At 46.5% G+C, this 24,974-nt stretch carries 25 protein-coding genes; 6 read left to right on the top strand and 19 right to left on the bottom strand.

The genetic code is table 11. From position 1 onward, the window contains the following. Positions 1-9 precede the first annotated feature (9 nt). From uxaC to G343_RS0108010, 5 genes are all read right to left on the bottom strand, one after another. Positions 10-1,401, bottom strand: a complete 1,392-nt coding sequence (gene uxaC / locus G343_RS0108030) for a glucuronate isomerase (RefSeq protein WP_020007617.1) — start codon at positions 1,399-1,401, stop codon at positions 10-12. Positions 1,402-1,428: 27 nt separating this feature from the next. Next, positions 1,429-2,733 (bottom strand): TRAP transporter large permease, encoded by a 1,305-nt coding sequence (locus tag G343_RS0108025; RefSeq protein WP_020007616.1) that lies wholly within the window; start codon positions 2,731-2,733, stop codon positions 1,429-1,431. After that, positions 2,730-3,227 (bottom strand): TRAP transporter small permease, encoded by a 498-nt coding sequence (locus G343_RS0108020; RefSeq protein ID WP_020007615.1) that lies wholly within the window; start codon positions 3,225-3,227, stop codon positions 2,730-2,732. Before G343_RS0108020 ends, G343_RS0108025 begins: the two co-directional genes overlap by 4 nt. Next, on the bottom strand, positions 3,214-4,224 hold the full coding sequence (locus G343_RS0108015) for a TRAP transporter substrate-binding protein (RefSeq protein WP_020007614.1): 1,011 nt from the start codon (positions 4,222-4,224) through the stop codon (positions 3,214-3,216). The genes G343_RS0108020 and G343_RS0108015 overlap by 14 nt, the downstream gene beginning before the upstream one ends. Positions 4,225-4,386: 162 nt before the next feature. Further along, positions 4,387-5,577 carry an MFS transporter gene (locus G343_RS0108010; protein WP_020007613.1) on the bottom strand — a complete coding sequence of 397 codons (1,191 nt, stop codon included), beginning with the start codon at positions 5,575-5,577 and terminating at the stop codon, positions 4,387-4,389. Between the two features lie 390 nt (positions 5,578-5,967). On the opposite strand from G343_RS0108010, the gene G343_RS0108005 reads away from it, so the two are divergent. Further along, complete coding sequence (locus G343_RS0108005; protein ID WP_020007612.1) at positions 5,968-6,588, top strand: NAD(P)-dependent oxidoreductase; 621 nt, start codon at positions 5,968-5,970, stop codon at positions 6,586-6,588. 248 nt (positions 6,589-6,836) lie between these two features. On the opposite strand, the gene fosB is transcribed toward G343_RS0108005, so the two are convergent. Then, positions 6,837-7,259: a metallothiol transferase FosB gene (gene fosB, locus G343_RS0108000; protein WP_020007611.1), complete on the bottom strand. Its 423-nt coding sequence runs from the start codon at positions 7,257-7,259 to the stop codon at positions 6,837-6,839. A 186-nt stretch (positions 7,260-7,445) separates the two neighbouring features. Between fosB and G343_RS0107995 the strand changes: the two genes are divergently transcribed. From G343_RS0107995 to nhaC, 3 genes are all read left to right on the top strand, one after another. Continuing rightward, positions 7,446-7,895: an acyl-CoA thioesterase gene (locus G343_RS0107995; protein ID WP_020007610.1), complete on the top strand. Its 450-nt coding sequence runs from the start codon at positions 7,446-7,448 to the stop codon at positions 7,893-7,895. After that, positions 7,888-8,736 carry an SDR family NAD(P)-dependent oxidoreductase gene (locus G343_RS0107990; protein ID WP_020007609.1) on the top strand — a complete coding sequence of 283 codons (849 nt, stop codon included), beginning with the start codon at positions 7,888-7,890 and terminating at the stop codon, positions 8,734-8,736. Before G343_RS0107995 ends, G343_RS0107990 begins: the two co-directional genes overlap by 8 nt. Before the next feature lie 73 nt (positions 8,737-8,809). After that, positions 8,810-10,282 (top strand): Na+/H+ antiporter NhaC, encoded by a 1,473-nt coding sequence (gene nhaC, locus G343_RS0107985; protein WP_020007608.1) that lies wholly within the window; start codon positions 8,810-8,812, stop codon positions 10,280-10,282. 39 nt (positions 10,283-10,321) lie between these two features. Here nhaC and G343_RS0107980 read toward each other — a convergent pair whose 3' ends face one another. Next, the gene (locus G343_RS0107980; protein ID WP_020007607.1) at positions 10,322-10,951 is read right to left on the bottom strand and encodes an SDR family oxidoreductase; all 630 of its coding nucleotides are present in this window, start codon (positions 10,949-10,951) and stop codon (positions 10,322-10,324) included. Between the two features lie 75 nt (positions 10,952-11,026). Next, complete coding sequence (locus G343_RS0107975) at positions 11,027-11,845, bottom strand: ZIP family metal transporter (protein WP_020007606.1); 819 nt, start codon at positions 11,843-11,845, stop codon at positions 11,027-11,029. A 125-nt stretch (positions 11,846-11,970) separates the two neighbouring features. On the opposite strand from G343_RS0107975, the gene G343_RS0107970 reads away from it, so the two are divergent. Then, positions 11,971-12,852 (top strand): EamA family transporter, encoded by an 882-nt coding sequence (locus G343_RS0107970; protein ID WP_020007605.1) that lies wholly within the window; start codon positions 11,971-11,973, stop codon positions 12,850-12,852. 12 nt (positions 12,853-12,864) lie between these two features. Here G343_RS0107970 and G343_RS0107965 read toward each other — a convergent pair whose 3' ends face one another. Next, the gene (locus tag G343_RS0107965) at positions 12,865-13,983 is read right to left on the bottom strand and encodes a M24 family metallopeptidase (RefSeq protein ID WP_020007604.1); all 1,119 of its coding nucleotides are present in this window, start codon (positions 13,981-13,983) and stop codon (positions 12,865-12,867) included. A gap of 103 nt (positions 13,984-14,086) precedes the next feature. Here G343_RS0107965 and G343_RS0107960 point away from each other — a divergent pair, with 103 nt between their 5' ends. Next, entirely contained in the window at positions 14,087-14,707 is a 621-nt protein-coding gene (locus tag G343_RS0107960; RefSeq protein WP_020007603.1) for a hypothetical protein, read from the top strand. On the opposite strand, the gene G343_RS0107955 is transcribed toward G343_RS0107960, so the two are convergent. The 10 genes from G343_RS0107955 to pta form a co-directional block, all read right to left on the bottom strand. Next, a complete protein-coding gene (locus G343_RS0107955; protein WP_020007602.1) occupies positions 14,708-16,666 on the bottom strand; it encodes a S9 family peptidase in 1,959 nt (652 codons plus the stop codon). Positions 16,667-16,757: 91 nt separating this feature from the next. Next, positions 16,758-17,744 carry a FecCD family ABC transporter permease gene (locus tag G343_RS0107950; protein ID WP_245541949.1) on the bottom strand — a complete coding sequence of 329 codons (987 nt, stop codon included), beginning with the start codon at positions 17,742-17,744 and terminating at the stop codon, positions 16,758-16,760. Then, on the bottom strand, positions 17,704-18,564 hold the full coding sequence (locus G343_RS0107945) for an ABC transporter substrate-binding protein (RefSeq protein WP_020007600.1): 861 nt from the start codon (positions 18,562-18,564) through the stop codon (positions 17,704-17,706). The genes G343_RS0107950 and G343_RS0107945 overlap by 41 nt, the downstream gene beginning before the upstream one ends. A 61-nt stretch (positions 18,565-18,625) precedes the next feature. Further along, positions 18,626-20,272 carry an arginine--tRNA ligase gene (gene argS, locus G343_RS0107940; RefSeq protein ID WP_020007599.1) on the bottom strand — a complete coding sequence of 549 codons (1,647 nt, stop codon included), beginning with the start codon at positions 20,270-20,272 and terminating at the stop codon, positions 18,626-18,628. A 3-nt stretch (positions 20,273-20,275) separates the two neighbouring features. Further along, complete coding sequence (locus G343_RS0107935) at positions 20,276-20,674, bottom strand: DUF1934 family protein (RefSeq protein WP_020007598.1); 399 nt, start codon at positions 20,672-20,674, stop codon at positions 20,276-20,278. Between the two features lie 204 nt (positions 20,675-20,878). Then, complete coding sequence (locus G343_RS0107930) at positions 20,879-21,403, bottom strand: YwhD family protein (protein WP_020007597.1); 525 nt, start codon at positions 21,401-21,403, stop codon at positions 20,879-20,881. Between the two features lie 12 nt (positions 21,404-21,415). Then, positions 21,416-22,717 (bottom strand): HD domain-containing protein, encoded by a 1,302-nt coding sequence (locus G343_RS0107925; RefSeq protein ID WP_020007596.1) that lies wholly within the window; start codon positions 22,715-22,717, stop codon positions 21,416-21,418. A 96-nt stretch (positions 22,718-22,813) separates the two neighbouring features. Continuing rightward, a complete protein-coding gene (locus G343_RS0107920; protein WP_020007595.1) occupies positions 22,814-23,005 on the bottom strand; it encodes a hypothetical protein in 192 nt (63 codons plus the stop codon). A 99-nt stretch (positions 23,006-23,104) separates the two neighbouring features. Continuing rightward, on the bottom strand, positions 23,105-23,941 hold the full coding sequence (locus G343_RS0107915; protein WP_020007594.1) for a lipoate--protein ligase family protein: 837 nt from the start codon (positions 23,939-23,941) through the stop codon (positions 23,105-23,107). Beyond that, on the bottom strand, positions 23,934-24,920 hold the full coding sequence (gene pta, locus G343_RS0107910) for a phosphate acetyltransferase (RefSeq protein ID WP_020007593.1): 987 nt from the start codon (positions 24,918-24,920) through the stop codon (positions 23,934-23,936). Before pta ends, G343_RS0107915 begins: the two co-directional genes overlap by 8 nt. Between the last annotated feature and the right edge of the window lie 54 nt (positions 24,921-24,974).

Raw genomic sequence — 24,974 nt, 5'->3', positions numbered from 1 at the left:
TTTTTTCTATTATTCTAATCCAAAGTAATCTTTGGCGTTGTAGTAGCAAATATCCTCGACGTATGCTTTCAACAGCGCTTCATCATACGGCACCATTCCCTGCTCTGCCCACCATCCGAGCAGTTCGCAGAGGATCCTCCGGAAATACTCGTGTCTTGCGAAACTCAACAGGCTTCTCGAATCTGTAAGCATACCGATGAATGTTTTGAACGCACCAGCATTGGCAAGTGTCTTCATCTGGTCCAGCATGCCGTCATAGTTATCATTGAACCACCATGCCGTGCCGAATTGAACCTTCCCGGGACTGCCGCCCTGGAAATTTCCGGCCATCGTTGCCATGATGATATTATCTCTCGGGTTTAATGTGTACAGCACTGTTTTCGGCAGTTCACCGGAAAAATCAATTTCATCCAGAAATCGGCTCAAGGGTTCTGCCACCAGTTTATCATTGATGGAGTCGAAACCGCTGTCCGGCCCGGCCAGCTCAAACATGCGTGAATTATTATTTCTCATCGGGCCGATATGCAGCTGCATCACCCAGCCATATTCATTGTATTTTTTGGCGAATTGGACAAGGGTATATGTTTTAAACTGCTCTGCTTCCGTTTCACTCACAGTTTCACCGGCCAGCACTCTGGCAAATATTTCAGAAACATCCGCCTTTGTGGCTTTTTGATAGAACATTTCATTAATGCCGTGATCTGACGCCCGGCACCCCATGTCATTGAAGAACGAAATTCTTTCATACATCGCTTCCAGATAACCATCATAGGAATCGATTGTGCGCCCGACGGCCGCTTCGAGTTTTTCAAGCCATTCCACATAGTCCCGCTGTTCAATACCAATTGCTTTATCAGGTCTGAAGGACGGAGAGACTTGAATATTGAAAGTGTCGTCCTCAGCAAGCAGTTTGTGATATTTCAGATCATCGACCGGATCATCTGTCGTCCCCAGGAATTTTACATTCTGATCTTGCAGGATGCTTCTCGGCTTCATGGCGTCACTGCTGAGCATTTCGTTTGTCCTGTCATAAATTTCATCAGCAGTATCAGGTGACAGGAACGCATTAATACCAAAGAATCGCTTAAGCTCAAGCTGTGTCCAGTGCAGCAGCTGGTTGCCGAAGAGCATTGGCATCGTCTCAGCAAACGCATCGAACTTCGCCTTTTCATCCGCTTGACCGGTAATCTTGTCCTCTTCAATACCGGCCGCTCTCATCGCACGCCACTTATAGTGATCACCGCCGAGCCAGACATCTGTAATGGAACGATAGTTTTTATCCTCATATATTTCTTGCGGGTCCAGATGGTTATGATAATCGATGATCGGCATCTCTTTAGCGACATCATGATATAACCACTTCGCCGTTGGGGTTGTAAGCAGGAAATCCTGATCAATCATTGTATCTTCTCCTTATATAAATTTAACTTAGCCGAGGCCGAGCAGATTCGGGAGGAACAAGCTCAGTTCCGGGATAAACGTGACAATAATCAACATTATGAACAAAGCGATAAAGAATGGTACAAGTATCGGAATCACTTTTTCAATTCTGATATCCGCCACACTGGCACCGACGAATAAAGCGGAACCGACCGGCGGTGTCATATTGCCGATACACAGGTTGAACGTGATGATAATGCCGAAATGAATCGGATCAATACCCATCGATGTTGCGATCGGTAAAAATATCGGCGTAAATATCAATACGGCAGGTGTAATATCCATGAATGTGCCGATGGCGAGCAATATGACATTCATCAGCAGCAGGATGACGACCGGGTTATCCGTCAGGGACAGGAGCCCTTCACTGATGGCACTCGGCAGACCTGTGTAGGACATGACGAGCGAGAACAGTCCTGAAGCCGTAATCAGCAGCAATATCATGCCTGTAATTTCAATTGTTTCTTTCATGATCGCCGGTATTTCTTTCAGCTTAAGATTTTTATAGATCGCTGCAAGCACCGTCGAATAGATGACGGCGATTGCAGCACCTTCAGTGGCAGTGAAGATTCCTGCAACGATACCGCCGATGACGATGACGATCAGCATCAGACTCGGCAGGGCATCCAGCGTGAGATAAACCTTGTCTTTCCAGGAGATTTTTTCCGACACCGAATACTTATACTTTTTGGCAAAGACAAATGCCACAACCATCGTCGTCACCCCCCACAGGATGCCCGGGATGTACCCGGCCATAAACAGCGCGGCGATTGAAGTGCCGCCACTGACGAGAGAGTATACGATCAGTATGGAAGTCGGCGGAATGAGCAGACCGGCCGGTGCAGACGCAATGTTTGTGGCTGCAGCGTATTTTCTGTCATATCCGCTGTTCTCCTGCATCGGCCCCATGATGCGTCCCATGGCTGCAGCAGAGGCCACACTGGAACCTGCGATAGAACCGAACAGCATGTTACCGACAACATTCGTATGCGCAAGTGAGCCGGGAATTCTTCCGACAAGCACTTTGGCAAAGTTAATCAGCTTGAATGCAATACCACCATTATTCATGATAATCCCTGCCAGAACAAATAAAGGGATCGCAAGCATCGTAAAACTGTTCATCTCAGTCACCAGACGCTGCGCACCGGTGAAAATCGTCGTATCCGCCGGCAGGATGAGCATCAAAGTGAACAAAGAACTCAACAGTATGGATATGGCGATTGGAAATCCAACAGTTAGAAATAAAAGCAGCAGACCAAAGATCATAATACCCGATAACACTGTCACACTCATAGACTGGTCACATCCTCATCTTCTTTATTTACCGAACGATTAATATGCATGATGTTATAGATGGTGTAGAAAAATATCACTGCACCGGAGACCGGCAGCGATGCATAGACAAAGCTCATTGAAATGCCTGTAGCCGGCGCAATCTGCGGGATGGTCAGCAGCGTGATTCTTATCCCGCCGTATATAAATACCACAGCGGCAGTCAATAGAATGGCAATTTGAGACAGATATGCCAGCACCACCTGTATCTTTTGCGACATCTGCTCACGAACGAACAGAATCGCAATATGCTTGTTTCTGCCGAACACATAGGCAGCGGCAAGCAGCGTGAACCAGATCAGCATGTATCTGATGAGCTCTTCACTTAAAGTACTCGGATCATTGAGTATATATCTGGCAATCACCTGCCAGGTCGAAAGCAGAGTCATCAGAATAATCACTGTGCCGGCAACGGAAAGAATTACTGTATCAACAATGCGTTTAGCCTTCTCCATCGGATTCATCCCCCCTGAACAGTTCGTAGATCGGACCCATCATTTCATCATTCTTCATCTCTTCGTGGAGCGGCTGTGCCGCTTCTTCGAATGAAGATTTATCCACTTCATGGAACTCCACATTCATTTCATTCTGTGCTTCATCCGCAGCTTCTTTGGTGGCTTCATCCCAGACGTCTTTGTGGAATTCATTCGCCACATCTGCCGCATCCTGAACGATCTTCTGATGTTCTTCAGACATGCCTTCCAGAAGCTGATTGTTGATGATCAGCATATCAGGTACAATCGCGTGCTCCGTGTAGAACCAATGATCAGAAACTTCACCATGGCCGCTGCTGACGAGGGAAGTCAGATTATTCTCAGCAGCATCAATGATACCGGACTGAAGTGCAGTGTATACTTCACCGTAGGCCATCGGCGTCGGGGTGCCGCCGAGTGCCTCAATCATGTCCACACTTGTGGCGCTCGGCTGCACGCGGACCTTCAGCCCTGCCATATCTTCAGTGGTTTCAATCTCCCGTTCTGCAGTATATATACTCCGCATACCTGCATCGAAATATGTCAATCCGACAAAACCGATATCTTCAGATGATTGATAAATCGTATCTGCAACTTCGGGATCATTCATCTTCTCCTCAAATTCTTCCTCACTGTCAAACATATACGGCACACCAAAGATCGAATACTCCGGACGGAAACTCTCCAGGGCAGCAGCGCTCACTTTAGTGATGTCCACAGCACCTGTCTGGGTCAGCTCAATTACTTCCCTTTCGTCACCAAGCTCACCATTCGGATAAAGGCTGATGGATATATCCCCATCCGACCGTCCTTCAACCGCTTCCTTGAATTTCTCTAAAGACTCATGCACCGGATGGGTCGTCGGGTGATTATGAGCCAGGGTCAGGTTATGCACATCATCTGACCCTGCCCGGTCATCCGTACAGGCACCCAGCAGCAGAATGGATACGCTTACAAAAAGCATAATATATTTTTTCATAAACAAATCTCCTGTATCTTTTAATAGTTTAATGATACAACTAATTAATTACAAAATCAATAAAACACCGAAAATAAAATTATTATTTGGTTTAACCATTAAATTTATTATTATCCTTTAATATCTTTGAATCACTTCATTAAGTTTAGATTAAAAGATTTTCTATGCACGTCTCCGTTTGAATCTGATTGCTGCAGCTAACAACATCAGACACAGCAGCAGGAAAGCGATATTGAGCAGTACTATGCCGGTCCAGCCGAAATTTGTCATGAACACCCCGCCAAGCGTACCGCCGATACTGGATCCCATATAATAGAAGAAAAGATATAAGGAGGACGCCTGCGCTTTATTAGCAAGCGCATTCTCCCCGACCAGCCCGCTGACGATCGAATGTGTGGCGAAAAACCCATAGGTGAACAGACTGAGGCCGATGACAATCAGTGCCAGATTTGGCGCAAAAGTGAATAAAACCCCGGCCAGACCAATGAACAGGCCGATGTAGGTCACTTTAACCTTTCCAAATTTAACGACCAGATTTCCAGTGATTGCTGAACTGAAGATACCGATGACGAAGATGATAAATACCCAGCTGACAATGGATTGGCTGAGATTGAAAGGATCATCCATCAGTACGAATGTCACATAACTGAAAATGGACAGATTCATTGCCATCAGGAGAAAGCCCATGATGAAAAAACAAACCAGAACCGGATTTTTCAAATGGGCAAGCAGCGAACGCGTCAATTGGATGAAATTGAAGTTTCTGGGCTCAAAATGCTTTGAAGGCTCCAGACTTTTCCAAAATATGATCGTCGCAATGATACTGATGATGCCGATGGTTAATATGGCGCCGTTCCAGCCGATATATTCAGCCGCCACCCCGCTGAACACACGGCCGAATACCGATCCGGAAGCATTGCCGCTGATATAAAGCCCCATTGCCACCGCCAGACTTCTCGGGTGGATCTCCTCGCTGATATAGGCCATGGCGATCGACGGCACACCGGCCAGAACAATACCCTGCAGGGCACGGAACACCATCAGCACATAAAAGTTTGGGCTGAAAGCTGTGAGAATGCATAGCAGGGAAGCCGCAAACATCGAAATCACCATGATGTTTTTACGACCGAACGATTCAGAAATCGATCCGAAGAACAGCATACAGATTGCCAAGGCAAACGTCGTCACTGTCATCGCCAGACTCGATAGCGTCGGACTGACATCAAAGACACGCACAAATTCCGGCATGAGGGGCTGGGCCGTATATAATATCGCAAACGTATTGAAGCCCGCCGCAAAAAATGCAAAGTTCGTTTTTCTGAATTTCGGTGTCCCTTGTTCTATATAATCCATCGTTCACTACTCCATATTGGTATTTATGACAATGTTACCACTCTTTTGTGTGCAATTTTTAATGAATAATTGCACTGCTGATTACTCATTATTAATCAATTGTTTCTTTTTCATACTATTTAACAAAATGTGACTCTCCTCGCCCTGTCGCAACAGGGGGGGCGCTGCTCATTTATTGGTTAAACAAGCGTAACACTAGGTGACGTTAACCACACCGAAAAACACCTGACCCCCAATCTACTGGTGATAGATTGGGGGTCAGGTGTTTTCATGGAGTTACTTTGCTCTCCTCTTAAGGATATCACTGATGGTTTAAATAATCAATTTCCCATTTTAATTGAGTAAATAACAATAGAATAATAGAATAGACAAGGAAGGAGTTTAATTTCTATGCATATTTTACTTTTAGGTGCTACCGGCAGAGTCGGCAGTCATATACTGACCCACGCGCTCAGGGACAAAAATTCTGTGACTGCGCTGGTGCGAAGTCCGGAGAAGATTCAAACAAAAGATGAAAATTTGACTGTAGTCGAGGGGAATGCCCGAAACAAAGCAGATATCATCCAGTCCATGCATGGTGCGGACGTTGTAGTCAGTGCATTAAGCACTGATAAAACAACGACTTTAACTGACAGCATACCGAAAATTATAAACGCCATGAAGCATGAGGATGTAAAACGCATTATAACGATCGGCACTGCAGGTATTCTGAACAGCAGAACCGAGCCGGGCGTACTGCGTTATCAATCAAATGAGTCCAAACGCAGCACGACCCGTGCAGCAGAAGAACATCACAGCGTTTATGAGCACCTTGCACAATCAGAGCTCGAATGGACCATTGTATGTCCGACATATCTGCCCGACGGAGAACATACAGGCCAATATCGGACAGAGCATGACGTCCTGCCGAAAAGCGGTACTAAAATTTCTGTACAGGATACAGCAGAATTCACGTACAGTCAGATAGAATCAAAAGCGTATATTAAATCGCGCGCAGGTATAGCGTACTGATTAGTTCGGAAGTTGCTGTAATACCCACACTTTGCGCTAAACTGCTTATTTAAAGAGTTTTCAACCATGGCATGTCGCTGGCTGTTAACTCTTTTTTAACTTTTTTAAGATTATCCAAAGCTGCATGTATAGATTAACCAGCTTCTGAACATACGGATCTAAAGTATCATTCATATTATACCTCTGCCATTTGTTATATCCGTTTGACCAGGGCTGCATTAAATGGTTTCTAAAGGCCAGTCTGCCTCTCATAAATCATAGAATTTCATATGCTTCTTGTCCTGTTTATAATAATCAATTCGATCTTGCAGAACGCCTGTATGTAATTCCAGTTTGTGTCCGTCCGGGTCCGTAAAATAAATGGATTGCCGGTCCCGTGCATCCCTTTTACGTCCTTCCAGTATATTCACCCTGTTTGCCACGAGTTTTTCATACCACTTTTCGAACTCACTGTCCGGGATAGTGAAGGCTGTATGGGTATAGGAATATTGTATATCATTTCGCGGAATATCTTTTTCTTCATTCAAAGCCAGCCATATGCCCCCGAGATCAAAATAAGCCATTCGATCTCCTTCAACAAGCAGTTTGCCGCCCATGATATCTTTATAGAATGCTGTCGACCGGGCCAAATCTGATACCGAATACGTAATATGATTTATCCCTCTGATCATAGTTTACCTCCCTTGTAAGTTGAAGCGGTTCCTCTGTAATTTATATTATTCCTAATTTTACACTATAACATAACGGTCTGTGTGGTTAATTCAGTATAAAGTAATACAACCTGTCTATCCAGAGTAATAAAACCATTGAAATGTTATAATGTGACGCAAGACTTTACATGAATGAGAGGGGAACATATGGAGAAAGGATACGTTGCAGAAAAAGAAGTCCAAGTCATGTATGCGGACACGGATATGATGGGTGTGATCTATCACGGCAATTACATCAAATGGCTGGAAGTCGGGCGGATGCAGTTAATCGAAGATGTGGGATACGACTACGTTGCGATGGAACGCGAAGGGTATTATGCACCGGTTTACAACATCGACGTCACCTACAAAAAGGCTCTTAAATATGGCGACCGTGCATTCGTCAGAACATGGGTTGTAAAAAACACTGGCATGCGTACGGATTACGGCTATGAAATCATCAATGGTGAGGGTGAAGTATGCACATACGGCACGACGACGCACGTCATCGTCAAAAAAGTAGACGGAACGTTCAAGGCGGTACCATTCAAGAAAGTCTTCCCAGAATGGTTTGAAAAATACGAGCAGATAAAGATTGGAGAAAACTCAGATGACTGATAAAACGCTGGCAATCACAGGCCCTACTTCCGGAATTGGCAGAGCAGCTACCGAACGGCTCGCAGAATATTTTGATGTGATTATCCTGCTGGCGAGAAATACACAAAAGGCGGAAGCATTCAAAGCAGATCTTATCAGACGGCATAATCACCTTATCGTGGATATTGTGGAATGTGACCTCTCCAGTCTGGTCAGTGTTGAAACAGCAGCAGATTACGTTCAGCTGAATCACGATAAGATCGATTGTCTGATCAATAACGCCGGTGTTGTCTCCCTTACCAGACAACAGACTGAAGATGACTTTGAAATGATGATGGGAACGAACTATATCGGCCATTACCTGTTAACCCACCATCTCATAAAACTGGTGATGAACAGCAGAGAAAAACAGATCGTCATCGTAGGCTCCAACGCATATGCATTCACCACGCTCAAAAAGGATTACTTCACAGGCAAAGGCAATCCCATGCACCTGTATGGCAGATCCAAACTCGCCACGCTCTACTTCATGCAGGAATTGCACGAACAATTCAGTAAAGATGGACTTTACGTCACAGCAGTACACCCGGGGGCCGTTTCCACCAACCTGGGTAAAACAGCCAGAAACCAAAAAATCGGCAACATCATCTACGGCGCACTCTCACCATTCTTTGTTTCTCCCGACGAAGGGGCAGAATCCACCATCATGGCAGTCAGAGAAAAAGAAACGTGGGATGGAAAATATATGCATAATGGTGAAGAAATCATACCAAAAGCCCATGGACAAAGCTATTATATAAGAAAACAGCTGATCAGGAATACCATGGCTGAATTGAACCTCGATACGTTTATGAACGTATAAAAATAAACTTACACCTTAAAATTATTTCACTTTTCCGATTTTAAATGTATACTCACCCCAGGGTGATATGAATATGAATGATTCAAACGAAACTGTAAAACGTGAGTTTAATGTCTTTGTTGCTTTACTGCCTTTAGTACTGATGATCATTGCGATGGCGGTTACGATTATTGTGCTGGAACAGGATCCGCATATCCCGCTTATTTTTGGAACCGCTGTCGCAGCGGTTGTCTCCCTGCTTAACGGTTACAAGTGGAAAGATGTTGAAAACATGATGTTTAGAGGGATACGACTGGCTTTACCTGCTGTGGTCATCATTATGCTTGTCGGTCTTATTATTGGTTCATGGATTGGCGGCGGTATTGTAGCGACGATGATCTACTACGGACTGGATTTGATCAGTCCTTCGTTATTCCTGGTGACAATCATTATTCTCTGCGCAATCGTCTCTTTATCCATCGGCAGTTCGTGGTCGACGATGGCGACGGTGGGGGTTGCCGGCATGGGGATCGGCATCAGCATGGGCATGCCGCCGGCGATGATTGCCGGCGCGGTGATTTCGGGCTCCTACTTTGGAGACAAAATGAGTCCGCTGTCTGATACGACTAACCTGGCGTCAGGGCTGACGAATACGGAGTTATTTGTACATATCAAGCATATGTTCTATACAACAATTCCGGGCATCATCATCGCACTCATTGTCTTTTTCTTCCTGGGCCGTCAGTTTGGCGGAGCGGACGCTTCCAATCCGCAGGAAATTGCAACAATGATGAATGCGTTGAATGAGCACTTTGTCATTTCTCCGTGGCTGCTGCTGGTACCGCTGGCGATGATTCTGTGTATTGTACTGCTTAAAATGCAGGCAGTCCCTGCACTGATTGTCGGTATTGTCCTCGGATTCCTGTGCCATCTGTTCGTACAGGGCGGCGATCTGGCTTCTGCTGTGAGTACCATGCAGAGCGGTTATGTGATTGAATCCAACAATGAAATGATCAATGAGCTATTTAACAACGGCGGGCTTGAAGGCATGATGTACACGGTATCCATGACGATTGTTGCGATGACTTTTGCCGGCATTCTGGAATACAGCGGTATGCTGAAGGCCATCATGGCGCAGGTCATCAAAGTCGCCAAAGGCACTTTCGGCATTGTCACTTCGACAATTCTAGCCGCATTTACAACGAATGCCACATGTTCTGAACAATACATTTCAATCGTCGTCCCTTCAAGGATGTTTTTGAGGACTTACATCGAGAAGAACCTGCACTCCAAAAACCTGTCCCGTTCCCTCAAAGACGGGGGGACACTGACTTCTGTATTCATTCCATGGAACACCTGCGGCGTGTATATTTATGGTGTACTCAGCGTTGCGCCATGGGAATACGCACCGTATGCCATACTGAACTTTACAGTACCGGTCATTGCATTAATACTTGCGGCAACAGGTGTGGGAATTCAAAAGATTACAGACAAGGAAAAAGAAGCCTTCATCACGCAATACTACAGCGAGGATATTGAAGAAGAAAAGAACCCTGATCCTGCATAAAAAATGGCTTTCCGAAATCGGAAAGCCATTTCTTCTCACTTATTTGAGTGTATCTTCTATCGGCGTGTTACCTTCGATTAGATTGTACACCTTGTTCTGCGGCTGATTTGTATCAATCACATGGGCCAGCACCGAGGCCACATCTTCACGGGGCACATTGCCAAACTCGGGCTTGTCTTCTGTCAGACTGACTTTGCCTGTGCCGGCTTCGTTCTGCAGCATGCCCGGACGGATGATAGTGTAATCCAGGCCGGATGCTTTCAAATATTCATCTGCACGTCGTTTGGCATGCATATAGTGCTTGATTTTCGAATCTGCATCTTTAGGATTGTCAGTGCCCATTGAACTGACAATCGTGAAATGTTTTATGCCTGCTTCTTTGGCATGGTCAACCGCTTCAATCGCACCTTCCTGGTCGATGACTATTGTCTTTTCCGGGCCGGTGCTGCCGCCGGATCCTGCAGAGAAGACGACGGCATCGACATTTTCAAATGCATGTGAGAAATCTTTTTCCAAATCAGCAAGTATCGTTTCAATACCATTATCCTTGAACTGGCCCTGCTGATCTTCTTTGCGTATCATTGCTACCGGGTCATGTCCTTGTTCTTTTAGCTTATCCACTGCCTGATTACCTATCTGACCATTTGCACCAATCACTAGTACTCTCATTGAATACGTTCCCTCCTCGTTGATTATAGTGTCATATACCCAACCGGGAGAGGGGGGTTAAACATTTTAACAATATTATCCTAAGGCAACATCCAGAATCATCATCATTGTGAATCCTGCCATCAGGCTGAGCACCGCAATATCAGAATGTCCATTCCTGTGCGTACTTGGAATCACTTCCTCTACGACGACGAATATCATGGCCCCGGCAGATAGTGCCAGCGCATAAGGCAGAATGGGTGTCATAAACGAAATGGCAATCACACCAATGACAGCAGCAATCGGTTCACCCAGTGCCGACATCCAGCCGTAAATAAAACTTTTAAACTTGGACATGCCGTCTCCGCGAAGGGGCATGGAGACTGCAATACCTTCCGGGATATTTTGGATACCAATACCCAAAGCCAATGTAAACGCACCGGCTGCGATGCCTCCGGGGTCACCGCCAGCCGCTGCCCCGCCGAATGCGATACCGATGGCAAGGCCCTCAGGGATATTGTGCAATGTCATGGAATAGAAGAGCAATGTACTTGTTCTTTTTCCTTCAACCATTAAACCTTCGGTTTTTGAATCCGATAAATGTGGATGTCTGTGCGGAATCACTTTATCAAATCCGTATATGAAAAGGCCGCCTAATAGGAAGCCGATTGCCGCCGGAAACCACTCACCGATAAAATGTCCGCTGCTCGCTTCGATCGCCGGCTGCAATAAAGACCAAAAACTTGCTGCTATCATGACACCGCCGGCAAATCCGAGCATACTGTGCAAGAATTTCAGGTTCACTCCACGAGTCAGAAAAACGACTGCAGCCCCGAGTCCTGTCGTACACCATGTAAAGATAGTGGCAATCAATGCCTGCTGCCATGCCTCCAGCCCTAATAAGAAGTCGATCATAAAATTATCCTTTCATTTTCCAATAAATAATAGAACAGTTAACTCTTCTATTGGAAATTATACTTCATTATATCGTATATTATCTATAAATATGTTTTAAATTTTCAAACTGGAGGTGTTTGGATATGAAAAATGGTCTGGCACCACTATTAATATTGATGGGCGCAATACTCTGGGGCACAGTGGGTACAGCAAATACTTATGCCCCTGGCAACGTCGAAAGCATTGCCATGGGGGCAATGCGTCTTCTAATCGGCGGAATTGTTTTATCGATAACTGCTGCACTTATGGGAAAACTCACTTTAAAAGGATGGCCGGTTAAAGCGGTGGTACTGGCAGCGTTATTTATGGCATTATTCCAGCCGTTTTTCTTTACTGCCGTGAGTCTGACCGGCGTAGCAGTAGGCACAGTGGTCTGCATTGGCAGTGCACCGGTGTTTTCGGGACTGATTGAATGGTCCATACTAAAATCACGTCCTTCCGGAGCATGGTGGGCATCCACAGCCCTTGCCGTCACCGGGTGCATCACCCTCATGTTCAATACAAATACCGTTACCGTTGATCCGCTGGGCATTCTTTCCGGACTCGGCGCAGGCGTATCATTCGCCGGTTATACCATCTTAAATTCAAAACTGGTCCGGAATCACCATCCGATCGCAATCGTTGCCCTCGTCTTTACAACGAGTGCAATCATGCTGCTGCCCTTCCTGTTCATTTATGATACAAGCTGGCTGCGGGAACCGAGCGGCATCTCCGTCGCCTTGTACATCGGATTGATTGCTACCGGTATCGCCTATTTTCTGTTCTCAAGCGGACTAAAGCATGTGAAATCATCTACAGCAGTCACTCTGGCGTTAGCAGAGCCCTTAACTGCCGCCCTGCTCGGTGTCTTCCTCGTCGGCGAAGTGCTTGACGGGTGGTCCTGGGCTGGACTGATCATGCTGCTCATGGGCATCGTCATCCTTGTGTTCCAGTCAAGACAGCGAAGCGTACGGGCGGAAGTATAAAAACTGAAGGGGCTACCCCTCTATCGTAATGCTCTCGATATCTTTTGGGAATTTCGTAAATACGTGCGTGTCATCATCGATATAAAGCATATCTTCGATTCTGACCCCGCCGAATCCCGCTTTATATACGCCCGGTTCGATTGTGATGACATGTCCTTTCTCAAGTTTATCGGTATTCTGCCGATCGAGGGAGGGCTGTTCATGCAGACCGATACCGAGACCGTGGCCGATTCTGTGTGTGAAGTATTCTGCATAACCATCATTTGCGATTTCATCTCTGGCTGCGTCGTCCAGCGTGTTCATCTGATTGCCAGTCACAGCTTTGTTGATGCCGGCTTCATTTGCTTTCAACACTGCATTATATATGGCCGTCTGTTCATCATCCGGCTCCCCGATAATGAATGTCCGGGTCATATCCGATACATAGCGGGCCTTTGTAATCACACCGAAATCGATGAGGAGAAAGTCCCCGGGCCTTACGACTGTGTCGCCCGATTCACCATGCGGGAGTGCGGAATTTTCCCCCGCCAGCACGAGCGGTCCAAATGATACGTCTGTGGCGCCATAGTCTTTCACTCTTTGAAGCAGGAAGTCTGCGAGTTCTTTTTCAGTTTTTCCCGACACAGGGTTTTCAGCAAGATCTTTCAACGCTTTCTCTGTAATATCCACAGCCTCCTGCAGATGTGCTTTATCTTCCTCGTCTTTCTGCCCGCGAAGCGCATTGATCTCTTTATCGATCGAACGAATCTGCTCACCGGTAAAGTTTTCAAGCAGCCGTTGATAACGGTCATAAATCATGTGACCGCCTTCTATACCGAGCGATTTTACCCGGCCCAGCTGCTCGAACATCATCAGGAACGGGTCCTCGCCATCATTGTGAGGCAGATGATTATTCACTGTTGCCTGTTCGTTGACGATTTCCTGGTCCAATGCCGGAAACATCAGCACAGTATCCCGCGTTTTGACGTCTATCACCAGGGCAAGCAGCCGTTCATGCGGTTCTATGAAACATCCTGTGAAGTAGAATACGTTAGTTGGATCTGTAATGATCAGTGCATCCAGTTCTGTTGACTCCGCCAGTTTTGCGACACGATTTTCAAATTTTTCAGTGATAATAAACATTCCTTTCATATAGTATGTGCTGCCATTATATCGTAAACAGGGAAAATATAAATTGTTGAAGACATATGGTAATATGACAATAAGCACTTACGGGAGCTACGGGAGAGACAATATGAAACGAATTATGGAATTTTTAAAAGATATCCACCGAAAATTAGATACTGAATTTGAAATACCGCCGTTTATCACAATATCATTATTGTTCATTTATACAATCATCGGCGGCGCTTTCGGCCACCTGCTTGGCATTGACCTGTTCGCAGAAGGTGCCCATCCGATGCACCTGATCATTGAATCACTGCTGCTCAGAGTCCCCATCCTCGTCATGTATATCATGTTCAACCTGCTTTTTCTCTACATCATGATCCGCTGGTACAGTCAATTATCCGTATCGGTGCCCGTCATCCTGTCATATTATGCAATTTTCACCACAGCCGTATTTCTCGTCACTTTTATCCTATTTTTCATTGTCATCGTGATCAATTTTTGGTTCGATGTGACGGGGATGCCGATATTTGTACTATTCGGCATCACACTAGTCATTATATTCACTCTGTTGAACCTCTATCCAGGGTACCTGTTCTACTTGGCCATCCGCGACCGCCCGCTTGACCTTTTCTGGCCGCTGATCCTGTATATTTCTGGTATTCACGTCATTACATTTGCATTATTTAGACTGTGGAACTCAGTAAACATACTGGGAATGTGGGGCATCACCCATATCCACTTCTGATCAGTCCAAATACCGGGCGAACCAATCGGTAATATGGTGCAGACGCTCCACCCGGAGATTGGGTCTGCCTGTCCTGGACAGGTTATGGCTGGCTTCCGGATAGCGGATGAAGCGGGTATCTTTCTGCTGATATTTCAGCGCGATATACAGCTGTTCTGCCTGCTCCATCGGACATCTGAAATCTCTCTCACTGTGAATGATAAGCAATGGGGTATTCATTTCATCCACATATTTGAGCGGTGAATGATGCCATAATTTTTCGACGTCATCAAGGTCCGCCTGTATCTGCCAGTCGGTAAAATAATAGCCGATGTCGGATACACCGCGGAAACTGATCCAGTTGCTGATGCTTCTTTGTGTCACTGCCGCCTTGAAACGATCTGTATGACCGACGATCCAGTTCGTCATGAAGCCGCCGTATGACCCCCCGGTGACCCCCAGATTCTCCTGGTCAATCCATGGATATTTATCTGTAATATAATCGACGCCGGCCATGATGTCCTTATAGTCCCCATTGCCGTAATCGCCTCTGACAGCATCCACAAAGGCCTGTGAGTAGCTGTGCGATCCTCTTGGATTGACATACAGGACGGCGCAGCCTCTGGCTGCCAGCACCTGCATTTCATGGAAGAACGTATTCGCATAGAATGCATGCGGACCGCCATGGATGTTAGTGATCATCGGGTATTTTTCATTGTCCGTAAAACCATACGGTTTCATAAACCAGCCATCAATTTTCGTACCATCTTCGCTTCTGTACTGGATCGCTTCCGGTTCTATAAGCTCTGTGCGGTTAACGTATTCTGCATTATGGCTGGTCAGCACCTCGATATTTTCTGACTCGAACTCATATTTATAGAGCTCGCCGGGCGAAGTCGGCGCAGACAGGGTGAATGCCACACAGCTTTCTGTCGCATCCATTCCAGTGACATGCTGCCGGCCTTCATACAGAGGCGATATCTTTCCATTGGTATTCCCCTTATGCAGATTCACACTGCCGCTATCAGACAGTACAAATACGAAATCTTCATTTGATATCCATTTAGCCGGGGTTGTCTCTACGGATTGCTGGGCGTCTGTCGCAGCAAAATCACCGACTGGTTTGTCCAGGTGTCCGGTCAGATCCCTAAGATCGGAATCGCCGATATCATAAACAGAGATAACGGCATGCGTTGCATTCCTGAACTCACGGCCCATCGTTGTCAGAAGAAGTTTCGTACCGTCAGGCGATACTTCCGCGTCCATCACTGTACCTTCCCCAAAATCGATTTCCTTCGCCGCTTCCTTGCCGCTTTTGATAAACAGCCGCTGGTTGAAATTGAAGTCAGGATGCTCACTCCTGTCTGACGTATATACGAGGGTATCACCGAAGGTTTCAACCAGCTCATAATTCTCGTCACCGGCCAGCAATGTCCTCGATTCTCTTGTGATGAGGCCAATCGTTTTGACAGACTGATATTTCTCCTTATGCACCCCCGTGCTGTCCGCTTTATATTTCATGCGGTCAATAATCACCGGTTCCGGTTTTTTATCCTTTTCACCTTCATTATTCTCTTTTCCGTCACCTTCTGGTTCACTCGATACATGATAGAACACCGTCTCCCCGTCTTCTGAGAAAAAAGCGCTGTTCACACCATCCGCCTCTTCGGTCAGCTGCTCGCGTTCTCCGCCATCCGTATTAAGGAGAAAAACCTGTTGTTTGTCATCTTCGGACGTTCCAATGAAGAGGGTGACCCCGCCATCGGGTGAATGCACAACGTTAGAAATGCGTTCATGTTTGTATGTAAGACGGGTGGAACTGCCCGCTTCGTTTTTATAAAGATTCGTGCTGTAATTATTCTTCTCTTCATCCAGTTCAGTCACCAGATATGTTACAGTATTGCTTTTTGGCACAATTTTCGGTGAAGCAACTGATCTGATCTGGTAAATGTCGTTGATTTCCACTTTGTTTCCAGTCATCATTTCATCCCCTTATAAATAATAATCGATTGATTCTATCAGGCTTTTACCCAGTCTATCATGACATTATCGATTTTTCCCGCCATTCACTTTAATCACGGCGGTTCAACATATTTTTCTGCATCAAAAATATAAAAATGGGGACTGCAGAAATCATGACCATTACACCGGTCGGGATCTGGAGCGGGGCGGCAATCGTTCTGCCGATCGTGTCGATAATCAGAACATAGAGCGCGCCGTACAGCAATGAATATATCAGCAGCGGTCTGAACAGGAGCGGTTTAAAGTATAGGATCATCTGCGGAACGATGATGCCGACAAGTGCAATCAACCCCGTAAAACTGATGGCAACAAGGGGTGGGATGGAGGCGGTGATCAACAGGAGCAGCCTGAGCCTGCCGACCTTCACCCCGAGGCTGAATGCCCTGATATCCCCCAGATTGAGCAGATCCAGCTGCCTGCCGTATTTATAGACGATGACGGCAGAAATGGCTGTAAGTACTGCTGTAACAGAAACTGTTTCATATGATGTTCCTGCCAAAGAGCCAAACATATAGCCGGCAATTGAACGTGTTTCATCCGGATTCAACAGTATGATGATGTACAGCATACCGCTCATCATGGCACCGAGCAGCACCCCGGTAATGATCAATGTTACCGGGCTGTATGCGGCATCCATGCGTTTTGCAGCCATGATGACGATGGCAAGCCCGATCAGACCGGTAATGATACTCAGCAACGGCTGGACGGGAACAGGCAGAGACAGGATGACAGCTGTTGCGCTGCCAAGCACTGCACCGTTGGCCATCCCCAGTGTAAAGCTGTCAGCCATCGGATTCCTGAGTATGATCTGGTAGACGACGCCGCTGGCAGCCAGTGACGCACCGACAATAATGGCAAAAAGCACCCGGGGCAGTCTGATACCGAAAATTATATTGTACATTTGTACCGGTTCAGAAACGTAAACATTTGCCGAGCCGATAAACAGACTTGCGGCACCGGTGATGATGATCAGGACAACCAGAATGGAAATCTGTTTATTCATAGACACACTGGCCGGCGTCAGCCAGTCCTTCAACTATTCTCGGCCCCGGCCGGCTCAGCAGATCAGGATTGATGTTGCATTGATTCGCCGGCTGGCTGATTTTAAGCCCTTCAAATCCCGGCGTTTCACGGATGGAGGTCTCGAGCGCCCTGTCATCCAGGCCCATGACAGATATGATCAGATCAGGGTCCCGTTCGACCACATCTTCAGCACTGACACTCGGGAAGCCTTCCAGGTCATCGAACGCGTTTTCCACATCGATCACTTCCAATGCATGATGGATAAACGTATCCTCGCCTGAAGTATAGATCTCTGGCTGATCTGAAATATGTATGAACGCTTCAGCGTCTTCCTCCCGGCCCGCATACTGCGATTTCAATGCCCCTATTTCTTCAGCCATACGACTGATTACCGATTCGGCAGCTTGCGTTTCACCCATAAATTCACCGATCTGTCGGATGCTCTCATATATTCCTTCGATATTTTGGGCATCTTCAACAACAAGTATTTCGGCGCCAGTCGTCTCAGCCACCCTGTTTATAATATCTTCGTTCACTCCCCCCAATGATGCATGGCTGAGTATATGCGTCGGATCAAGTGCAGTCAGCTGCTCTTCATCCAGTTCAAACGCATTCAGCCGCATCAGATCCTCATCATCAACAACCGCCTGCGGGTAATCGGCTTCTGTCGTTACGGCAGCCAGATCATCGCCCATACCCATTTCAGCCAGTATTTCAGTGTTGCTCGGCATCAGCGACACCACTCTGCTGTCTCCGCCAGTCTCATCATTTCCGCATGCTGTCAACATGACCGCTGCCAAAAATATCATTACGGATTTTATGCTCTGCTTCATGCTTTCCACCCCACTTTCATTGTTTAATAAACCCCCGGCCAAAACGGCTGGGGGCTGATGTCTACATCCTGTTTGGAGCGGTAACTCCGATAAGGCGCAAAGCATTTTCAAGTGTTTGTCTGACTGCTTCGACCAACAGCAAATAAGCTTTTGTTTTTGCTTCATCATCTGTCAGTACCTTATCTGCATTATAGAATTTATGGAACAGTCCGGCCAGCTCCTGGATATAATTGGGGATGCGGTGTGTGGCACGGCTGTCCGCCGTCCCTTTAACAACATTTTGGAATACAGACAGCTTTTTCAAGAGTTCAAGCGCCTGTGCATTGACGATGACATCAAGTCTGGCCGATTCGTCAATTTCCCAGCCCTTCTCCTCTGCCTGACGCAGGATTGAACATATACGGGCATGCGCGTATTGAGCATAGTAGACTGGATTGTCACTGGACTCTGACTTCGCCAGTTCAAGATCGAAATCAAAGTGAGTATCCGCGCTGCGCATCGCAAGGAAATACCGGCTCGCATCCACGCCAATCATATCAATGATATCACGCAGTGTAATCGCTTTGCCCGTACGCTTGCTCATCTTCACTTCCTGTCCGTTTTCAATCAGACGGACCATCTGCATGATCTGAATTTCCAAAAGGTCCGGTTTCTCGCCCAGCGCTCCGAGCGCACCTTTGAGACGCTGGATATACCCATGGTGATCGGCACCGAACATGTTGATCAGCTTATCAAAACCACGCGCCGCTTTGTCATAATGATAAGCGATATCAGGCATCAGATAAGTGTAGTCCCCGTCACTTTTCCTAAGCACCCGGTCTTTGTCATCACCGAATGCCGTCGTTTTCAGCCAAAGCGCTTCATCCGCTTCATACGTATAGCCGCCTTCAGTCATCTTACCCAGTGCCGCTTCTATTTCGCCGTCCTCATACAGCGATGTTTCACTGAACCAGCTGTCGAAGTGAACGTTAAAGTCCGAGAGGTCTTTGCGGAGTTTTTCCATCTCATAGTCCACACCCAAACTGCGGAATAAAACGATGCGCGCCTCATGGGGCTTATCTGCAATTTCCGGTGACTCCTGCGCCAGTTTCTCACCGATGACTTTAATATCCTTGCCATGATATCCACCTTCAGGCATATTCAGCCTCTGTCCCAGTGCCTCCAGGTATCTCGCTTCTATGGATAAGGCAAGATTGCGGATCTGGTTACCGGCATCATTGATATAATATTCACGTTTCACATCATACCCTGCAAAAGACATGACATTCGCCAGCGTATCGCCGACAGATGCATTACGGGCATGGCCGATATGCAAGTCCCCTGTCGGATTGGCACTCACATATTCGATCAATACTTTCTTACTGTCTTCACGAATTGTGCTCCCGAACCGCTCTTTTTGTTCAAGCACTTGTGGAATAACATCCGTAAGTGTGGATGCCTCCATCCTGAAATTGATAAAACCGGGCCCGGCAATCTCCACTGACTTGACTCTGGCTTCTGCCTGATCCAGATGGTCCGTGATAATTTCAGCGATTTCTCTCGGATTCTTTTTTGCCTGCTTCGTCAATACCATGGCGATATTGGTGGAAAAATCTCCATTTGATCTGTCCTTCGGCACTTCCACTTTGACCGGGGGCGCTTCTTCTACAAGGTCTGACGTTTTAACTGCCGTTTCTATGGATTCCTTTAAATGTTGTCTTAAGTCCATCAGTTACCCTTCTTTCTCCAGTTTATAATGATAATGACCGATGACATCTTCGCCTTCAATCAACTGGTATCGTATATCTATGCGTGCATCGTCAACCGCCAGAGCATCCGTATGGATTCTGAAAAAATGTCTGCCGGCTGGAGACTCATAAAAAGTATCCGTTGTCCTCCCCGCTTCAAAATGAAAATTCATATCGATGATCCCCCGCCGCTGGATTTTGACAAAATCATTGCCCGCACGGAGAACGACATCGATTTCATACTCATCCAGGCGTTCTGTATAACGGAAATACCGGTCTTTTTTATCGATGATTTCAACATCTGCATTTTGTTCAAATGTTTTTATCTCATTATTCATATCTACACTCTGGCGTATTTTAAATTGTGAAACCTGTCCCTTCATATCATCACCTGCAAGTAAGCTAAATTATAACATAATCCAATGCGGCGGGAACATTGGAATCAGAGGATTCCATCATCAAAAAAGCGGACAGGAATTTACCCTGCCCGCAAGTGTCCTAGTCATACTCTGTAAAACTATATTTATTTTATATTTCAAGGATGAAATCTGCAATGTTTTTATGCACTTGACATAATACCGTCACATTTAATCGTCTGCCATTTCTTTTTGCAGTTCTGATGCGTTATCCCACATCTCAGGGCGGTATTCCTTGAGGAAATCCTTGAGTGAACTTCGGCATGCGTCATCCATCTCATTCAGATCGATTTCCCCTTTCATCGAACGGTCCATCATATTAACGTGCTCAGGCATCAGTTTGTAACCACGCTTTTTCTTCTTATTAACCATCTCGTAGCAAGCAGTCACACCGGTGTAAAACGGACCCTGCTCAGAACGTTCCACGGTGACCCATACCAGCCAGAACTGCCTGGCATCTTCACCTTCAACCTCAGATTTATCCGTTACCCATTTCACTTTCTTTTCGACCTCGGCCTTTGCGTGCAGCCCGGCCATATCTATAAACGTTTCCTTTGTGTCAATATCGATAAATACCGAGGCCACATTCTCCAGGCTGATCGAGCCGATATTCTGTCCTCTGTGACCGTCAAGCGGATCATCTTTTATGATATTAAACTGGAATCCAGGCTTTTTCTTTTCTGGTTCATTTGCCATATTATCATGCTCCTATGCCAATTCATTAAGCAGATTGATAATCTGCCCTTTCACTTCCATATCTTCGATCTGCAATATTTTCTCTTTCGGATAGTAGAGCTTTGAATCCATCCTGTGCACACCCGTGATGCTGTGTATAATTGCCGATTGAGTACTGATCTCCTTAAGCTCGCCGTTGTTTTTCTTAAGATGGATGGGTCTCCGGCTGCTTTTAGAACCCGGTCTGTCATAATCATACGGCAGGTCGGAATACGAATCGCTGAAGAAGTAATATTCAGGATCCAGTCCGCCTTTTCTGAAGAGTTCCTCAAGTTCTGTAATGGTAATGATCGAGCCGTCGAACGGCAGATATTTGAACAGATCCCGGTTCACAAAGCGGTGTGACAGATCTGATAATATCTCATCATCTTCATGAATCCATTCCTGTAGATAAAAATTCACGACCATTTCATCCAGTCTCAGGTAATCTTCTACTGTCACTGTACCATCAAAGAACGGGATAAAATACTTCGGTGCCTGTTTGAATACATATCCATTCTCATACAGATACTTCGCCCGTCTTAATACCAGGTTTAAAATGACTTCGCCGCCCCTTGAAACCGGATGGAAATAGATTTGCCAGTACATCTGGTAACGGCTCATCAGATAGTCTTCCACGGCATGCATCCCGCTTTCCTTAATGATGACTTCATCCGTGTCCGGGCGCATCACTCTGAGAATGCGTTCCATATCAAAGTTGCCGTAGCTGACGCCCGTATAATAGGAATCCCGCTGCAGATAATCCATACGGTCGGCATCAATCTGACTCGAGATCATGCTGACGACAAGCTTGTTCGCATGGGTCCTGTCTATCACTCGCGCCACCTCAAGCGGAAAATCTGCACTGACCTTCCTGAGCGCTGCATTCACATCAGTATCTCCCAAAATGATCCTGCCTGTAAATGCTTCATGATCTGTCCCGAAAATTGATTCAAAGCAGTGGGAAAACGGCCCGTGACCAAGATCATGAAGCAGGGCCGCCGCCAGCGCCAGCAGCCGGTCATCATCATTCCATTCATCAAATTCCTGGAAATTAACAATCATGCGGCGCACGATTTCATATACGCCGAGCGAATGGTTGAACCTGGAATGTTCTGCAGAATGGAACGACAAATAGAGCGTGCCGAGCTGTTTAATCCTTCTGAGGCGCTGGAACTCCTTCGTTTTGATCAAATCCCAGATCACCTGGTCCCGCACATGGACATACCGGTGCACGGGGTCTTTGAAGACTTTTTCTTCCACAAGCTGTTTGTTGCCATATTCACTCATCGCCATCCCACTGCCCTCCTTATATGTATATTTTATCATAATAATACCGGTCACTTAAATAAAGCAACCGGTGATACAGCTCAGCATTACAGGGGCCCCGCTTCATCTTTCGCGATCGCTTTTTTGTCTGCGGATATCCTCTGCACGCTTGAAATCTTTCTTCTGTTCGTCGCTTGGCGGGTCGTCCGTCGGAATTTCTTCCCCTGCCTCATCATCTTGCCCATCTTCATCTTTGCGTCTGGCAAGTTTGTCTTCATCTTCCCTTGTCGTATGCCTGTCTTTTCGCTCTGCCATAATCTATCAGCCCCCTTTTTGATACATATTCCACACGGACATACTTTATAAACTTACCGGAGGAAGAACAACAAAAACCGGCTGGGCAGCCGGTTTTTGTTAAAGATCAGGGAAGATTTCCTCATCTTTATCGCCTCTGATTTTTTCATTACGCTTTTTCATCCGGCTCAGAAACTTTTGATACCGCGCTTCTGCCGGCCTTTCAAACACCGGCTGGTCATCCAATGAACCGCCCGTCTGAGAGATGACGCCAAGCATCTTCAAAAGGGCATCTTCAACGCTCAGACTCGCATCATACAGCTCGTTGAGCGATGCCATGCACCCGGGATGGATATCCGGATATTTAAAGCGTGTGATATCTTCTGCTCTTGAGTATTCATAGAAACCCTTCATGATTTCTGCACGCATGCTCCCGCTCCCTGTAACACAGAGATAAATCTGTACAGCAACGCCTTGACGGATTCGTCTCTGGGATATGCCCGCGAATTTTCTGCCGCCAATGCTCAGATCATAATTGCCTGGGCAATAGCTGTGTTCAATCTCATATGCTGCAACCGGCACATCCGGAAAAGCCGTGCGTACCATATTCAGCATCATTTCGTACCCGTCATCGATCTGGGGCACGGCTGATTTTGGCAATACCAGTGAAATGTTAAGTACACCGTCATCCAGGACGACACCCAGACCGCCGCTGTTTCTGACAATATAATCATAACCTGAGTCATCCAGAAATTTCAGTCCATTTTCAAGATGAGGGAGCCGGGCATCATGCAGTCCCAAAATGATATATGGATCATGGATCCAGGCACGAATTTTAGGCGTATCATCCACGCTCACCATTTCCTGCAGCAGATCATCCATCGCAAATGACTGATATGGATGAGGGACCGTCTCTTTCGGGATGTACTGCCATTTCTGACTGAATATATTAGCCATCGTCCCGAGACAGTGCCTGCGTCGCAGTGAACAATGCGAGATTGAACACTTCATCTTTGTTACATCCGCGTGACAAATCATTCACCGGCTGATTCAACCCTTGCAATATCGGCCCGTATGCTTCAAATCCGCCCAGTCGCTGGGCAATTTTATATCCAATATTGCCTGCTTCAAGTGAAGGGAATATAAACACATTGGCCTGCCCGCCCAGAGCGGAGCCCGGCGCTTTCTTATCTGCGACACTCGGCACAAACGCTGCATCGAATTGTAATTCACCATCGATAGGTGTCTCCGGCAGGTTTTCCTGGGCATATTGTGCCGCCAGTCTCACTTTTTCAGTCTCTTCAGTTTTGGCGGATCCTCTTGTCGAAAAGCTGAGCAGTGCCACCTTAGGCTCAACATGGAAGCTCCTTGCAGTTTTAGCAGTTTCGACCGCAACTTCAGCGAGCTCATCTGCATCCATTTCAGGGTTGATGGCACAGTCCCCCATGATGTACAGCTCGTCGCCACGGAGCATGAAAAATACACCGCTCGTACGTGTTACTCCCGGTTTAGTCTTGATGATTTGAAGCGCAGGCCTTACCGTGTCGGGCGTAGAATGGACCGCCCCGGAAACCAGACCGCTGGCACGGCCCGTATAGACGAGCATTGTCCCGAAGTAGTTCTCATCCAGCAGGATGTCTGCCGCCTGATCGTGTGTGACCTTGCCCTTGCGGCGTTCAACAAACGCTTCGGCCAGCTCATCTTTATCTTTACAAGTCTTTGGATCAATCAGCTCTAGATGGCTGATATCCAAACCTTCTTCTTTTGCTGTCATGTAAATTTCCTCTTCATCCCCGAGTACAATCGGATGGACGTAAGTTGTTTCCTCCAGCTCTACAGCTGCAGTCAATATTCTAGGGTCTGTACCTTCAGGGAAAACGATTTTTACATTTTTACCTTCCAGGTTAGATTTGAGATCTGATAAAAAGTTACTCATAATATCCTCCTTGGTTAACCGTTCCATACCCGACATTATACTCTTTCTGTCACA

This window comes from Salinicoccus albus DSM 19776 (genome assembly GCF_000385175.1).
In the GTDB taxonomy this organism is placed as follows: domain Bacteria; phylum Bacillota; class Bacilli; order Staphylococcales; family Salinicoccaceae; genus Salinicoccus; species Salinicoccus albus.
Note: the sequence above shows the minus strand (reverse complement) of the source record. Positions and strands in the feature narration are given on the sequence as shown.

Excerpts from the sequence above, each read along its gene's own strand:
- uxaC (WP_020007617.1), bottom strand. The coding sequence starts at position 1,401 with ATGATTGATCAGGATTTCCTGCTTACAACCCCAACGGCGAAGTGGTTA.
- G343_RS0108025 (WP_020007616.1), bottom strand. The coding sequence starts at position 2,733 with ATGAGTGTGACAGTGTTATCGGGTATTATGATCTTTGGTCTGCTGCTT.
- G343_RS0108020 (WP_020007615.1), bottom strand. The coding sequence starts at position 3,227 with ATGGAGAAGGCTAAACGCATTGTTGATACAGTAATTCTTTCCGTTGCC.
- G343_RS0108015 (WP_020007614.1), bottom strand. The coding sequence starts at position 4,224 with ATGAAAAAATATATTATGCTTTTTGTAAGCGTATCCATTCTGCTGCTG.
- G343_RS0108010 (WP_020007613.1), bottom strand. The coding sequence starts at position 5,577 with ATGGATTATATAGAACAAGGGACACCGAAATTCAGAAAAACGAACTTT.
- G343_RS0108005 (WP_020007612.1), top strand. The coding sequence starts at position 5,968 with ATGCATATTTTACTTTTAGGTGCTACCGGCAGAGTCGGCAGTCATATA.
- fosB (WP_020007611.1), bottom strand. The coding sequence starts at position 7,259 with ATGATCAGAGGGATAAATCATATTACGTATTCGGTATCAGATTTGGCC.
- G343_RS0107995 (WP_020007610.1), top strand. The coding sequence starts at position 7,446 with ATGGAGAAAGGATACGTTGCAGAAAAAGAAGTCCAAGTCATGTATGCG.
- G343_RS0107990 (WP_020007609.1), top strand. The coding sequence starts at position 7,888 with ATGACTGATAAAACGCTGGCAATCACAGGCCCTACTTCCGGAATTGGC.
- nhaC (WP_020007608.1), top strand. The coding sequence starts at position 8,810 with ATGAATGATTCAAACGAAACTGTAAAACGTGAGTTTAATGTCTTTGTT.
- G343_RS0107980 (WP_020007607.1), bottom strand. The coding sequence starts at position 10,951 with ATGAGAGTACTAGTGATTGGTGCAAATGGTCAGATAGGTAATCAGGCA.
- G343_RS0107975 (WP_020007606.1), bottom strand. The coding sequence starts at position 11,845 with ATGATCGACTTCTTATTAGGGCTGGAGGCATGGCAGCAGGCATTGATT.
- G343_RS0107970 (WP_020007605.1), top strand. The coding sequence starts at position 11,971 with ATGAAAAATGGTCTGGCACCACTATTAATATTGATGGGCGCAATACTC.
- G343_RS0107965 (WP_020007604.1), bottom strand. The coding sequence starts at position 13,983 with ATGAAAGGAATGTTTATTATCACTGAAAAATTTGAAAATCGTGTCGCA.
- G343_RS0107960 (WP_020007603.1), top strand. The coding sequence starts at position 14,087 with ATGAAACGAATTATGGAATTTTTAAAAGATATCCACCGAAAATTAGAT.
- G343_RS0107955 (WP_020007602.1), bottom strand. The coding sequence starts at position 16,666 with ATGACTGGAAACAAAGTGGAAATCAACGACATTTACCAGATCAGATCA.
- G343_RS0107945 (WP_020007600.1), bottom strand. The coding sequence starts at position 18,564 with ATGAAGCAGAGCATAAAATCCGTAATGATATTTTTGGCAGCGGTCATG.
- argS (WP_020007599.1), bottom strand. The coding sequence starts at position 20,272 with ATGGACTTAAGACAACATTTAAAGGAATCCATAGAAACGGCAGTTAAA.
- G343_RS0107935 (WP_020007598.1), bottom strand. The coding sequence starts at position 20,674 with ATGAAGGGACAGGTTTCACAATTTAAAATACGCCAGAGTGTAGATATG.
- G343_RS0107930 (WP_020007597.1), bottom strand. The coding sequence starts at position 21,403 with ATGGCAAATGAACCAGAAAAGAAAAAGCCTGGATTCCAGTTTAATATC.
- G343_RS0107925 (WP_020007596.1), bottom strand. The coding sequence starts at position 22,717 with ATGGCGATGAGTGAATATGGCAACAAACAGCTTGTGGAAGAAAAAGTC.
- G343_RS0107920 (WP_020007595.1), bottom strand. The coding sequence starts at position 23,005 with ATGGCAGAGCGAAAAGACAGGCATACGACAAGGGAAGATGAAGACAAA.
- G343_RS0107915 (WP_020007594.1), bottom strand. The coding sequence starts at position 23,941 with ATGGCTAATATATTCAGTCAGAAATGGCAGTACATCCCGAAAGAGACG.
- pta (WP_020007593.1), bottom strand. The coding sequence starts at position 24,920 with ATGAGTAACTTTTTATCAGATCTCAAATCTAACCTGGAAGGTAAAAAT.